This is a genomic window from Novilysobacter viscosus, assembly GCF_046600715.1.
GTDB classification, from domain to species: Bacteria; Pseudomonadota; Gammaproteobacteria; order Xanthomonadales; family Xanthomonadaceae; genus Lysobacter_C; species Lysobacter_C viscosus.
The window spans coordinates 17,107-29,932 of record NZ_JBJMAV010000007.1 but is presented as its reverse complement, the minus strand read 5'-3'; the positions used below and the strand labels follow the sequence as shown (position 1 = coordinate 29,932).

Sequence of the window (12,826 nt, the reverse complement as noted above, 5' to 3'; positions counted from 1 at the left end):
CGTCAGGGTGCGAGCTGCTCGAGCGTGTCGGCCGGGACCGGCCACAACGCCCAGAACGGGTGACGGCGCGAGCGCCACGCATCCGCGGCACCGTCCAGGATCGACACCAGCGTGAGGACCTCCTCGGGATGGGCCTCGCGCCAGGGGCCGGCATTGACCAGCAACACCACATGGCCCGCGGCCGGCCACCACGCCAGGTCGCCCAGGGCATCGGCCAGCGCGTCCCAGTTGCCGCCGAACCAGTCGGGAAACCCCAGCGCACCGGCGAGCCGGGCGATCGCATCGTCCTTGCCGACGCAGCCTGCCAGGTCGACGGTGGCCACCGCGAAATCCAGCGCCGTCGCCGCTTCGGCCAATGCGAGGCGGTCGCGGGCATCGACGAAATAGGTGCCGGCCTGCGACGGATCGGCCAGCAGGGAACGCAGGTCGATGCCGTTCATCGAGGCGCCTCGACGTCGAAGGCGCGGAAGCTGCGGTAGTGGTCCGCGGTGTACCAGTATTCGGACGGCGGGTCGCCCCCGGTGACGATGCGGCGCGCACCTCGATCGCGCGACCCGGGTGTGTCGACGGTGTACTCGCGGTAATGCCCGCGCGGTCGCGGTGGCAACAGGCGTTCGCGGTTCTGGAAGACCCCGCCGTCCTGCGGGTAGGCATGGGGGCTGCCACTTTCGATCGCAGCCAGCACCGGCCGCGCCTCCGCGGGAAGCCAGGCAGGCAGGTCGCGCTGACCCGCCTGCAGCTGCCCGACGGCGCGCCCGCCTGCGGGTGCCGAGGGCGTCGGCTCAAGCGGCGTCGGGCCGGAACCGGCCTGGAGCCAGAGCCAGAGGCCGGCCAGCAACGCCAGCGCGATCAGGACGGGGGTGCGGCGCACGGCGGGCCTGCGTGTGGGGAGGAAGATTCGAGTCTAGCGGCCGGCGGAAACAGCGGGCTTCGCCGTAGCCAACGGTCTCATTGTGGGAGCGGCTTCAGCCGCGACCCCCACGGCGCGCGTGTTCTTGGCGTGCGTGTTCTTCGTCATCGCGGCTGCTGCCGTTGCTGCAGGGGCGCAGCCCGCCAGGGGAACGAAAAAGGCCGCTCCCATAGGAGCGGCCTGACGGTGCCGGTTGGCAGGCAGGGAGAGTCGCGGGCTAGCCGCAACGCACGCCGGTAATGATGTTGTTGGCGTCGACGTCGATGTTCAGCCGACCCTCGATGAATTCCATGGTCACCATCTGGCCGGGCTTGAGCACGCGCGCGGTGGCCGCGCCCGCATCCCGGCGCGCCGCTTCCACCATGCCCGGCGTGGCCTCGTGGCCAACGTGGCCAGCCGCGGCGTCGGCGTTGCAGGTGCGTTCCAGCGGCGGCAGCGGGTCCGACATGGGGGGCGCCTCGGCGCGTTGGGCCTCCGAACGCTGGGCGGGCATGGTGCCGGTGGTGGGGGACGTGTCGCTGTCGTGCCCATCCTGTTGGCCCGCCGCATCGCCCGCGGAAGCAGATCCGGCCGGGTCATCGGAATGGTTGGAGCCCTCGCGGTCGGGCGAGTCCGATGCCGTGTTCATGACGTCCTCCGTGGCGGCCGTCCCGTCGGCGCGCTCGGCACACGCCGTGAGCATCAACAGGGGAAGCAGCAGCAAAAGGGCAGGTGCGTGGCGCATCGGTCGGGCTCCAGGGGAGTGCAGTGGTTGATCCGCACGCGGTCAACCGCAGCGCAGGCCGGTGATCGCGCCGCGTTCGTTGACGTCGACGTTGATCCGGTCGGGGAGGTAATCCATGGTCGCCATCTCGCCCGGCCGCAGCACGCGCGCCTCGCGGCTGTGGGTGTCGCGAAGGATCCGGTTGACCACCTCGTCGTTCACCGCCTGTCCGACCGCCCAGCGGGCACCTTCGGCGTTGCATGGGCCGGCGACGGGATTGGCGGAAGGCGGCGGCGCCATGGTGGCGCAGGCCGCCACGGACAGCGCCAGCACGATGGCGGGCAGGGCGGGCACGGCGGAGAGGGAGAACTCGCTGCGGCTCATGGCACGGCTCCGGTGTCGGGACCGCCGCAGCCTGCCGCCGCCCGCGTGTGGGGCACATGAAGGTCGCCGCGGCGTGGGTCAGCCGCAGGCGGCGCGCAGGATCACCTGCTCGTCGCTGACCTCGAGGTTGAGCCGCGACGCGCTGTAGTCGGCGGTGACCGGCTGGTCCGGCCCGATCACGCGCACGCTGTCGGCGCCGCTGAGTTCGCGGGCCAGGTCGAGGTTGGACGGCGTGGCGGCGTGTCCCGACAGGGGGTCGACGCGCCGGGCGTCGCACCCGGGCGCGGCGGCCGGGTCGGTCGTCGTCGCGGGCGGGAGGGCCCGCGGGGCAGCCGGCGTTGCCGCCTTCGGCGGGGTCGGCGCGGCAGTGCGGGTGGTGCGTTCGGTGTCGGTCATCGAGCCGGGCGCACACGCGCCAACCGAGGCCGCAAGCAGGAGGGAGAGCGGCAGGTGCAATCGCGGGGGAAGCGGGGCGGACATCGGTGTTCCAGCGATACGACGCCGCGCAGTGTGCGCGGTTCTGCGTTGCGACCGCGTCAATCCGTGGCGGGCGTATCGGCATCGTGTACCGCCACCAGCCGCTGCATCAGCCGTGCCAGCGTGACCACGTCCTGGTGGTTGTGGGCGCAGACGCGACGCAGCAGCGACGACGGGCCGCCACGCAGGTACGACAGCCAGGCCGCCGGGGCCTGCGATCCGGGCAGGTCGTCCTCGCGCACGATCCCCAGCAGTTCGCGCTCGACGGTCGCCAGCCGGCAGTTCTCCCAGGTGCCGCGGTAGCGGCGGCGGGTGGGGAACAGCAGGTCGACGTGGTCCAGCGGCGTGATCGGGCACGGCAGGCGCGCCAACCGGTAGCGGGTCTTCAGCAGCGGGGCGTCGTAGCAACGCCCGTTGTAGCTCGACAGCACCGTCGACGGCGCCAGCCAGCCCGCGAACTCGCGCAGCATCGCCACCTCCGCCGCCAGCGTGGTGATCAGCAGCTGGCGCACGCGCAGGCCATCGCCGTGCACCGGGTGCACGAACCAGTCAGCCGCGCCGACCTGGAACGCACGGGTGCCGGTGCCGCCGGCCAGGCCGGTGGTTTCGGTGTCGAAGAACAGCAGGTCGCGCGGGTCCACGTGCTCGCCCTCGCGTTTGGCGAACGCCAGTGGCAACGGGGCCACCGGCGCCGGCAGCGGCAGGTGCGACTCGAGCAACCGCAGGCCGGGGGCGATCTCATCGCCCGGCAGGGTGCGGTCAACGGGGCCGCGCGCCATGGCCACGAACGGCTTGCGTTCGCGCACGCCCAGCAGGCGGCGCAGGGTGTCGATGGAAGTCATGGCCGCGCCGTCGTTGGCGGCCGGCGCGTGTGCAGGCGGTATCGAAGCAGTCGCGCATCCTTGTGGCAGAACGGGCGCCCCGGGCTCGGCAGGTGCGGCGGTCCCGGCCTGCCGTTTCAGCGCGCGCAGCCTTTCCAGGGTGACACTCATGTGTGGCCCCTGGACAGAGCCGTCCCTGTAGGAGCGACGTGAGTCGCGATCCGCGAACCCGCCGAAACCGCGCGCGGATCGCAACCCACGTCGCCCCTGCAAGGGCGCGGCCCAACGCGGCGGTATCGTCCGAACGCACTCCTTTGTAGGAGCGGCTTCAGCCGCGAACGGAATCCGGGCGGGCGGCCATGCAGTCGATCGCGGCTGAAGCCGCTCCTACATACGGCGGCGTGGTGCCAACTCATGCCGCCGCATCCACCAGCAACCCCAGCACGCGCAACGCCAGCGACTTGGGCGTCGCCTCTTCGCGCCCCTCGTCGACGGCCAGCACGGGACCGACGCAGGCGGGACAGCCGGCGCGGCAGTCGCAGCGCTCCACCAGCTCGGCAGCACGCCGCACCAGTTCCTCCTGGCGGGTCCACAGCGGCTCGCTCAGGCCGACGCCACCGGGGAAGTTGTCGTACAGGTAGACCGTCGGGATGAACTGGCGAGATGCCTCCAGCGGGTCCTCGCCGGCCGCCCCGGGCACGAGCGCATTGCCGCCCTCGACGCCGCGCAGCTGGCCGCGGCCCTTCGCATCGGCAGTGGCGAACCATGCCCCGTCGCCGTTGCCGACCGCCTTCTGCAGGTCGCGCGCGTCGGCCATCACCGCAACGGTGGCGACCACGTGCAGCGCGTGCGCCGCGCCGAGGAACCCGTCCAGCGCGTCCTGGCGCGAGGCGAACCACGACAGCAGCACCGGCTGCGGCAGCTGCCACCAGGCGGCGGTGGTGTGCAGCTCCTGGTCGGGCAGGTTGACCGGGCCGTAGCCGATGTTCTCGTGGGTGTAGTAGCGGATCTTCTTGTAGCCGGCCACGCGGCGCACCACGTGCACCTCGCCGTGCTGGGCATCGCCCTGGCCGGCGGCGCACCCGTCGAAGCGCTCCAGCACCTTGAGCTTCGTGTAGTCGATCGAGTCGGTGTAGTAGTCAACGAAAGTCCGCGTCACGAAGGCCTTGCGCCCTTCCCAGTCCAGCCGCTCCACCTGGTAGGGCGTGGACTGCACCATGTGGATCGCGCCTTCGTACAGGGTGAGCGCGGCGGCGGAGTAGTCGACCTCGGCGATGATCGTCTGCCGGCCGTCGCTGCGGTCCACGACCACGAAGTTGCCGTCGGCCACCGAACGCAGCGACACCGCGTTGGCCGGATAGCTGTCGGCGATCCACTCCCAGCGCTCGCCCTCGCGATGCACCACCTCGGTCTCGGCCAACGCCTCCAGGTAGACCGACGGGTCGATCGGGCCGAACATCTCGCGGTCGGTGAACGCCAGCTCGAAGGCGGCGCAGCGGATGTGGTCGAACAGCACCAGCGGCTGGTCCGGGGCGATGCGCGCGTGCTCGGGCGAGGCGTCGGCGAAGAAGTCCGGGTGGCGCACGACGTACTGGTCCAGCGGCTGGCTGCTGGCCACCATCACCCCCAGGCTGGGCTGCTGCCGGCGCCCGGCGCGGCCGAAGCGCTGCCAGGTCGCCGCCACCGTGCCCGGGTAGCCGTTGAGCACGACGACGTCCAGCGCGCCGATGTCCACGCCCAGCTCCAGCGCCGAGGTGCTGACGATGCCGTCGACGTTGCCGGCGCGCATCGAGCGTTCGACCTCGCGGCGTTCGGTCGGCAGGTAGCCGCCGCGGTAGGCGCGGATCCGCGGTGGCTTTCGCGGGTCGTTGTCGAAGATGTCCTTGAGGTACTTGGTCAGCACCTCGACCATCAGCCGCGTCTGGGCGAACACCAGTGTCTTGAGCCCGGACTTGATCGCGATGCGGGCGATGCGGTTGCTCTGCGAGCGCGCCGAGGCGCGCAGGCCCAGGTCGGGATTCACCACCGGCGGGTTCCACAGCAGCACGTGCTTGTCGCCGGTCGGCGCGCCGGACTCGGTGATCGCGTGCACGCGGTCCTCGATCAGCGCGCGCGCGTGCTCGGCCGGGTTGCCGATGGTGGCCGAGCACAGGATGAACTGCGGGCGCACGCCGTAGAACGCGCAGATCCGCTTGAGCCGGCGCAGCACGTTGGCGACGTGGCTGCCGAACACGCCGCGGTAGGTGTGCACCTCGTCGATCACCACGAAGCGCAGGTTCTCGAAGAACTGCGCCCACTTGGTGTGGTGGGGCAGGATCGCCTGGTGGAGCATGTCCGGGTTGGACACCACGATGTCGCCGTGCAACCGGATCGCCTGTCGCGCATCACCCGGCGTGTCGCCATCGAAGGTGAACGCCTTCAGCCCCAGGTCGCCGGCGCGGTTGAGCTCGAGCAGCTCGGCGACCTGGTCCTGCGCCAGTGCCTTGGTCGGGAACAGGTAGAGGGCCTTGGCCGCGCCGCCCGTGCTGCGCGCATTCATTACCGAGGCGGCGACGGGCAGCGTGTAGCACAGCGACTTGCCCGAGGCGGTGGGGGTGACGATGGCGACGTGCTCGCCGCGTTGAGTCGCGTCCCACGCCTCGGCCTGGTGCGCGTAGAGCCGGTCGATGCCGCGTGCGCGCAGTGCAGATGCCAGTGCGTCCGGGACGTCATCCGGGATCGGCGCGTAGCGGCCCTCGCGGCCGGGGAGGGTGAAGCTGCCGGTAATGCGGTCGGCGTAGCGGCGCTCCAGCGCCTGCGTCAACGCGCCGCCGTCACCCGCGCGACGGCCATCGCCCGGCAGTGCCAGGGCCTGCTGTTCGTCGTCGACCCGCCTCGCCAGTGCCCGTCCCATGCCCGTCTCCACCCGTCCCGCCAAAGGCGGGCAGTGGGCACCAGCGGCGTCGCACCGGGTGAGACTGGCCGCGTCAGCGCGCCAGTTCGGCGGGGTCGATGGCCCGCACCGACAGTGCCCGCAGCCGCTGCGGGCTGGACACCCCGATGCCGCTGTCCAGCCCCGCGGTGTAGAGGGTCACGTGCGGCGGCGGCACCGGCAGCCGCCGCCCCAGCAGGTGGCCCAGCGCGGCGTGCAGGGGCGCCATCGCCTCAAGGGACACCTTCTCGATCACCGAGTGCGCGACGCCGCCGCGTCCGCCCTCGTTGAACGGTTTGCGCAGCAGCAGCAGAACGCCGGTTCGCCGCGGCGTGGCGTCGTGCGCGGCGAGGGCGCGCGACACGGTGTCGAGCAGGAGGGGGCGCGCGACCGTGCGCAGCAGTTCCCCACCCAGCGCGGAGCCGACCAGGGTGACGTGCAGCTCGGCCTTGGGGTGCAGGGTGATGCCCCCGACCGTGACCGGCGCGTCCGGTGGCGGCCACTGCGCGGCGCCAATCTGCAGGACGAGCGAGGGGGTGAACTCGAGGGTGCGCACCGGTGCAGCCGCCGTGGGGAGGGGCGCCAGTATCCCGCCGACCGTGCGCCGATTTCACCCGCCGGCACCGTCGGAGCCATCGCCGCCGGGGTCGCGGCGTGGGTGGCACGCCTTGGCCGCCCTGTAGGCTGGAAGCCCCGCCAACCTTCCCTGCACCTGCACCCGCAGCGAAGGGGCACCCGCCAGCCGCGAGCGTGAACCGCCCATGCCCGACGCCCTGCCCAACGCGCCGTCCTGCGAACGCAACCGCGACGCCATCCTCGCCGTCCTGCAGCGCCACTTCGGCGACCGGCGCCACGTGCTCGAGGTCGGCAGTGGAACCGGGCAGCACGCCGTGCACTTCGCCGCGGCGATGCCCGGGTTGCACTGGCACTGCAGCGACCGGGTCGAGCACCTGCCCGGCATCCGCGCCTGGCTAACCCATGCCGGCCTGCCAAACACGTCCCCGGCCACAGAGCTTGATGTCGCCACCGGGCCCTGGCCGCGACCGTCGGCGGCGCCCGGCGCCCGCTTCGACGCCGCATTCAGCGCCAACACGCTGCACATCATGGGCTGGCCGGAGGTGGTGGCGATGTTCGCCGGGCTGGACCACGCGCTGGCGGATGACGCGGTACTGGCGGTGTACGGGCCGTTCAACCGTGGCGGCGCCTACAGCAGCGAAAGCAACCGCCGGTTCGATGACTGGTTAAAGGCGCGCGATCCGCGCTCGGCCATCCGCGATTTCGAGGCCGTGGACGCGCTGGCCCGCGGGATCGGGCTGGCGCTGCTGGAGGACGCGGCAATGCCGGCCAACAACCGCTGCATCGTGTGGCGCCGGACCCGGTAAGCCATCCGGCTGCATCGGGGGCGGGAAATCCTGGCCGATAGGCACGGCCCGCGATATCCCGCCGCGACGGTCACACGCCTGAACCGTTCAAGCGCGGGCGTCCGCCCTCATGGTCCGATCACCCCATGGCGACGGCCGGTTAACCGCCGATGCGCGATGGTGGACGCTCCCCCGGCCGGTGATCCGGCGTCCAGCAGGAGCACGAGATGAACCAGAACAAAGACACTTCGCAGCGCGACCTCAATCGCGACCCCATCACCGGTGAGGCCGGCTCGCACCCGGTCGGCGTCGGCGTCGGGAGTGCAGCCGGTGGCGCCGCGGCCGGTGCGCTGGCCGGTACCGTGTTCGGACCGATCGGCACCCTGGTCGGTGCCGGCGTCGGCGTGATCGCCGGTGCCGCCGCGGGCAAGAGCGTGGCCGAGCGCGTCGACCCGACCGGCGAGGTCGAGTACTGGCGCCAGGCGCATGCCGAGCGCCCCTACACCGACACCAGCAAGTTCGATTACGACCGTGACTACTCGGCGGCCTACGGGTTCGGCCTGCAGGCCCGCGAGCAGTACGGCAGCCGTGGCTTCGAGCAGTCCGAGAGCGAGCTGCGCAACAAGTGGGAGCAGGCCCGTGGCCAGTCCCGCCTCGACTGGGATCAGGCCAAGCCGGCCGTGCGCGATTCCTGGGGGCGTGCCGAGTTGACCCACAACACGTACGCCGCCGCTGACCAGCACTTCCAGGAGCGTTTCCAGCAGGCCGATTACACCGCCAACGACGAGACCTTCGACGACTACCGTCCGGCCTACCGCTACGGCGTGCTGGCCAAGACCCGCTACGGCGAACGCGATTGGGACGACTCGCTGGAGAACGAGCTGTCGCAGGACTGGCAGCGCCACAGCGGTGGTTCCCGCCTGGATTGGGAGCGGGCACGGGCCGGTGTACGCGAGGCGTTCACCTCGCCCTACATCGAGGCATCGAACTCGCCGTACGACCAGGTGCCGGACTACAACGAGAACGCGCCCGCCGGCAGTGGCCTGTTCCGGGTGCGTTGATCGAACAGGTGGATCCGGAATCATTGGATCCGGACACGTGAGTACCCCGGACGCCGGGCGGATCTTTCCGTCCGGCGTTTGCGTGTCACGCCAGGAACGGCTTCCCGCGTTGCGCAGGATTGCCGTGCGACGCTTCCCAATCCGTCGGGTCGTCGCGAGGCTCCTTTCTCGCACGGCCCCTTTGTAGGAGCGACGTGAGTCGCGACCACGCAGCTCCGGGAAACTGCGATCGCGACTCACGTCGCTCCTACCGGATCCCAGCAGCTCGGACGCCTTGAGCGTGGGTGGCGACCGCGCAGCTCCTGGACCGTGGGCGTTGAGATCGCGGCTGAAGCCGCTCCTGCCGAAGCCCTGTTCGAAACGAACGGGAATCTTCGTCAGACAAACCAAAAAAAGCCCCGCAGGTGCGGGGCTTTTTCGTGGGCGGCGATGCCGGCGACCGTCAGGCCACCTGCACCACCCGCAGCGGATTGTTCCACTGCGGCAGCAGTTCCGCCTCGCGCGCCTTGGCCTTGTGCAGGTGCTCTTCCTTGACGTGGCCGTAGCCGCGGATGTGCTCTGGGATCGAGGCGATCTCCGCGGCGAGGCCCACGTTGCCGCGGTCCAACGTGCCCAGCAGGCCGTCGACGGTGGCGAAGTACTCCTCGATCAGGCGGCGCTCCATGCGGCGCTCTTCGGTTCGGCCGAAGATGTCGAGTGCGGTGCCGCGCAGGCCCTTGAACCTGGCCAGCACGCCGAAGGCCTTCAGCATCCACGGTCCGAATTCGCGCTTGACCAGCCGGCCCTGGTCGTCCTTCTTCGCCATGATCGGCGGGGCGAGGTGGAATTTCAGCGTGTAGTCGCCCTCGAACTGCTGCGCGATGCGGCGCTGGAACTCGCCGCTGGTGTACAGGCGCGCGACCTCGTACTCGTCCTTGTAGGCCATCAGCTTGAACGCGTAGCGCGCCACCGCCTCGGTGAGGTCGGTGCTGCCCGGCGCGCGCTCGGCCTCGGCCTGGCGCACGCGTGCGACGAAGTCGGCGTAACGCTTGGCGTACTTCGCGTCCTGGTAGTCGGTCAGGAAGGTGACCCGGCGCGCGATGAGTTCATCGAGCGAACGCGACAGCCGCGCGTCGTCCAGCGGCAGGAACGCGACGTTGTCGCCGGCCGCGTGCGCAGGTACGTGGCGCAGTTCGTCCTCGTTGCGCAGCGGCGCGGGTGCCGCGTTGGCACCCCACTCGTGGCCTTCCCATTCGCCGGCCGGCAGCATCGGCAGGGCGTGCGGCGTGGCCTCGGCGACGGTCTGCGCGTTGCGCACCAGGCCGGCGGACTGCATGACCGCCGGCATGTCGACCACCGCCAGGCGGCCCCAGGCGAACGCGGTCCTGTTCATCTCGACCGCGGCGCCGTTGAGCTCGACCGCGCGCATGATCGCGTCCAGCGACAGCGGCACCAGTCCCTGCTGCCACGCGTAGCCCAGGATGAACAGGTTGGTGGCGATCGCATCGCCCATCAGCGCGGTGGCCAGCTGGGTGGCGTCGACCACGTGCAGGCCGTCCTTCGCGCTCTCGCCCAGCGCCTTGCGCACCGCGTCGATGATGTCGGTCGCGGGGAACTCCATGTCCGGGCGCGTGGTGAACGTGCCCGGCATCGCCTCGTAGCTGTTGAGCACGACGTGGGAACGCCCCGCACGCACCTTCGACAGCGCCCAGTAGTCGTTGACCACCACCATGTCGCAGCCCAGCACCAGGTCGGCCTCGCCGGCGGCGATGCGTACCGCGTGGATGTCGGCCGGCGTTTTCGCGATGCGGATGTGGGTGGTGACCGCGCCGCCCTTCTGCGCCAGGCCGGTCTGGTCGAGCACGCTGGAACCGCGGCCTTCCAGGTGCCCGGCCATGCCCAACAGCGCGCCGATGGTGACCACGCCGGTGCCGCCCACGCCGGTGATCAGGATGTTCCAGGGGCGGTCCAGCGACGGCAGGACCGGCATCGGCAGGCTGCCCAGCCGGTCGGCGGCGCCGCTGCCTTTCTGCTTGCGCAGGCGGCCGCCTTCGACGGTGACGAAGCTCGGGCAGAAACCCGTCACGCACGAATAGTCCTTGTTGCAGTTGGACTGGTCGATGTCGCGCTTGCGGCCGAACTCGGTTTCCTTGGGCAGCACCGACACGCAGAACGATTTCCTGCCGCAGTCGCCGCAGCCCTCGCACACCAGCGAGTTCACGACCACGCGCTTCTGCGGGTCGACCATCTTGCCGCGCTTGCGACGGCGGCGCTTTTCGGTCGCGCAGGTCTGGTCGAAGATCAGCACGCTGGTGCCCTTCACCTCGCGCAGGCGCTTCTGCACCTCGTCGAGTTCCTTGCGGTCGAAGAACTCCACGCCCGACGGGAAGATCTCGCGTTTATTCCACTTGGCGATGTCGTCGGACAGCAGCACGATCGTGTCCACGCCTTCGCTGCGCACCTGGTGGGCGATCTGCGGCACGCTCAGCGTGCCGTCCACCGGCTGGCCGCCGGTCATGGCGACGGCGTCGTTGTAGAGGATCTTGTAGGTGATGTTGACGCCGGCCGCGACCGACTGGCGGATGGCCAGGCTTCCGGAGTGGAAGTAGGTGCCGTCGCCAAGGTTCTGGAACACGTGCGGGGTGTCGGTGAATGCGGCCTGCCCGGCCCAGGTCACGCCTTCGCCGCCCATGTGGGTGAAGGTGTCGGTGGAGCGGTCCATCCAGGTAACCATGTAGTGGCAGCCGATGCCGGCCAGCGCGCGCGAGCCGTCGGGCACCACCGTGGAGGTGTTGTGCGGGCAGCCGGAGCAGTAGTGGGGGACGCGCGGGAACTGCGCGCGCGGCAGCGCCAGTTCGCCTTCCTTCTGCGCGATCCACGCCAGCACCTGGTCGATGCGCTCGGAGCGGTGGAACTTGGCGATGCGTCCTGCGATGACGCGGGCGATCCGCGCCGGGGTCAGCTCACCGGTGGACGGCAGGATCCACTCGCCGTGCTCGTCGTACTTGCCGACGATGCTCGGCCGCGCGCTGCCGACCCAGTTGTACATCGATTCCTTCATCTGGCTCTCGATGAAGGCGTGCTTCTCCTCCACCACCAGGATGTCCTCCAGCCCGCGCGCAAAGCGCTGCAGGCCGACCGGCTCCAGCGGCCAGGTCATGCCGACCTTGTACACCCGGATGCCCAGGTCCAGGCACGCGCGCTCGTCCAGGCCCAGGTACTCCAGCGCCTGCAGCACGTCCAGGTAGCTCTTGCCGGTGGTGATGATCCCCAGGCGTGCGTTGGCCGGGTCGATCACCAGGCGGTCGATGCCGTTGGCGCGTGCGAATGCCTGCGCGGCCTTGACCGCGTACTGGTGCAGGCGCATCTCCTGGTCCAGCGGCGGGTCGGGCCAGCGGATGTTGAGCCCGCCGGCCGGCATCTGGAAGTCCTGCGGCAGCACGATGCGGCGCGCCAGCGGGTTGACGTCGACCGAGGCCGAGGACTCCACCGTCTCGGCGATGGTCTTGAAGCCGACCCAGCGACCGGTGAAGCGGCTCATCGCCCAGCCCACCAGGCCCATGTCGAGGATGTCCTGCACGCCCGCGGGGTTGAGCACCGGCATCATCGCCGAGACGAACTCGTGCTCGGAGCCGTGCGGCAGGGTCGAGCTGCGGCAGGCGTGGTCGTCGGCGGCCAATGCCAGCACGCCGCCCCGGGGCGCGGTGCCGGCAGCATTGGCGTGCTTGAACACGTCGCCGCAGCGGTCCACGCCCGGGCCCTTGCCGTACCACATGCCGAACACGCCATCGTGCCTGGCCCCCGGGAACAGCCCGGTCTGCTGGGTGCCCCAGACCATCGTCGCGCCGAGGTCCTCGTTGAGGCCGGGGACGAACTTCACCCCCGCGCCGTCCAGGTGCTTGCGAGCGCGCCACAGCTCCAGGTCGAACCCGCCCAGCGGGCTGCCTCGGTAGCCGGAGATGAAGCCGGCGGTGTCCAGGCCCTCGGCTGCGTCGCGCATGCGCTGCATCAGCGGCAGCCGCACCAGCGCCTGCACGCCCGACAGGTAGATGCGGCCGGACTCGCGGCTGTACTTGTGGTCGAGGGTGTAGTCGCGGTCCATCACGCCCCCGGTAAGCCCGGACCTGGCGGAAGACGGCGAGCTGAGTTCGGCGGTGCTGGTCATGCGGGGCTCCGGCGCGGCGCGGGCCGCGAGGTGGCTGGGCAGGGGGGTGCAGGG

11 protein-coding genes are annotated in these 12,826 nt (G+C 70.8%); 2 read left to right on the top strand and 9 right to left on the bottom strand.

Annotated features, from left to right (window positions below; translation table 11 throughout):
* Positions 1-2 precede the first annotated feature (2 nt).
* The 8 genes from ACJQWL_RS11165 to ACJQWL_RS11130 form a co-directional block, all read right to left on the bottom strand.
* Positions 3-440, bottom strand: coding sequence for a barstar family protein (locus tag ACJQWL_RS11165; RefSeq protein WP_330969358.1), 438 nt, complete (start codon positions 438-440; stop codon positions 3-5).
* On the bottom strand, positions 437-871 hold the full coding sequence (locus ACJQWL_RS11160; RefSeq protein ID WP_330969357.1) for a guanyl-specific ribonuclease: 435 nt from the start codon (positions 869-871) through the stop codon (positions 437-439). Before ACJQWL_RS11160 ends, ACJQWL_RS11165 begins: the two co-directional genes overlap by 4 nt.
* Before the next feature lie 256 nt (positions 872-1,127).
* Positions 1,128-1,634 (bottom strand): I78 family peptidase inhibitor, encoded by a 507-nt coding sequence (locus ACJQWL_RS11155; protein ID WP_330969356.1) that lies wholly within the window; start codon positions 1,632-1,634, stop codon positions 1,128-1,130.
* A 42-nt stretch (positions 1,635-1,676) separates the two neighbouring features.
* The gene (locus ACJQWL_RS11150) at positions 1,677-1,997 is read right to left on the bottom strand and encodes an I78 family peptidase inhibitor (RefSeq protein WP_330969355.1); all 321 of its coding nucleotides are present in this window, start codon (positions 1,995-1,997) and stop codon (positions 1,677-1,679) included.
* Positions 1,998-2,075: 78 nt separating this feature from the next.
* Positions 2,076-2,477, bottom strand: coding sequence for an I78 family peptidase inhibitor (locus ACJQWL_RS11145; protein WP_330969354.1), 402 nt, complete (start codon positions 2,475-2,477; stop codon positions 2,076-2,078).
* A gap of 56 nt (positions 2,478-2,533) precedes the next feature.
* Positions 2,534-3,466 carry a ribonuclease H-like domain-containing protein gene (locus ACJQWL_RS11140; protein ID WP_330969353.1) on the bottom strand — a complete coding sequence of 311 codons (933 nt, stop codon included), beginning with the start codon at positions 3,464-3,466 and terminating at the stop codon, positions 2,534-2,536.
* 241 nt (positions 3,467-3,707) lie between these two features.
* Entirely contained in the window at positions 3,708-6,188 is a 2,481-nt protein-coding gene (locus ACJQWL_RS11135; protein WP_330969352.1) for a DEAD/DEAH box helicase, read from the bottom strand.
* 73 nt (positions 6,189-6,261) lie between these two features.
* Positions 6,262-6,762 carry a hypothetical protein gene (locus ACJQWL_RS11130; protein ID WP_330969351.1) on the bottom strand — a complete coding sequence of 167 codons (501 nt, stop codon included), beginning with the start codon at positions 6,760-6,762 and terminating at the stop codon, positions 6,262-6,264.
* A 205-nt stretch (positions 6,763-6,967) separates the two neighbouring features.
* Between ACJQWL_RS11130 and ACJQWL_RS11125 the strand changes: the two genes are divergently transcribed.
* The gene (locus tag ACJQWL_RS11125) at positions 6,968-7,588 is read left to right on the top strand and encodes a DUF938 domain-containing protein (protein WP_330969350.1); all 621 of its coding nucleotides are present in this window, start codon (positions 6,968-6,970) and stop codon (positions 7,586-7,588) included.
* Between the two features lie 206 nt (positions 7,589-7,794).
* Positions 7,795-8,628, top strand: coding sequence for a hypothetical protein (locus tag ACJQWL_RS11120; protein ID WP_330969349.1), 834 nt, complete (start codon positions 7,795-7,797; stop codon positions 8,626-8,628).
* Between the two features lie 442 nt (positions 8,629-9,070).
* On the opposite strand, the gene ACJQWL_RS11115 is transcribed toward ACJQWL_RS11120, so the two are convergent.
* A complete protein-coding gene (locus tag ACJQWL_RS11115; protein WP_330969348.1) occupies positions 9,071-12,772 on the bottom strand; it encodes an indolepyruvate ferredoxin oxidoreductase family protein in 3,702 nt (1,233 codons plus the stop codon).
* Positions 12,773-12,826: the final 54 nt, after the last annotated feature.

Excerpts from the sequence above, each read along its gene's own strand:
- ACJQWL_RS11165 (WP_330969358.1), bottom strand. The coding sequence starts at position 440 with ATGAACGGCATCGACCTGCGTTCCCTGCTGGCCGATCCGTCGCAGGCC.
- ACJQWL_RS11155 (WP_330969356.1), bottom strand. The coding sequence starts at position 1,634 with ATGCGCCACGCACCTGCCCTTTTGCTGCTGCTTCCCCTGTTGATGCTC.
- ACJQWL_RS11150 (WP_330969355.1), bottom strand. The coding sequence starts at position 1,997 with ATGAGCCGCAGCGAGTTCTCCCTCTCCGCCGTGCCCGCCCTGCCCGCC.
- ACJQWL_RS11145 (WP_330969354.1), bottom strand. The coding sequence starts at position 2,477 with ATGTCCGCCCCGCTTCCCCCGCGATTGCACCTGCCGCTCTCCCTCCTG.
- ACJQWL_RS11140 (WP_330969353.1), bottom strand. The coding sequence starts at position 3,466 with ATGAGTGTCACCCTGGAAAGGCTGCGCGCGCTGAAACGGCAGGCCGGG.
- ACJQWL_RS11135 (WP_330969352.1), bottom strand. The coding sequence starts at position 6,188 with ATGGGACGGGCACTGGCGAGGCGGGTCGACGACGAACAGCAGGCCCTG.
- ACJQWL_RS11125 (WP_330969350.1), top strand. The coding sequence starts at position 6,968 with ATGCCCGACGCCCTGCCCAACGCGCCGTCCTGCGAACGCAACCGCGAC.
- ACJQWL_RS11120 (WP_330969349.1), top strand. The coding sequence starts at position 7,795 with ATGAACCAGAACAAAGACACTTCGCAGCGCGACCTCAATCGCGACCCC.
- ACJQWL_RS11115 (WP_330969348.1), bottom strand. The coding sequence starts at position 12,772 with ATGACCAGCACCGCCGAACTCAGCTCGCCGTCTTCCGCCAGGTCCGGG.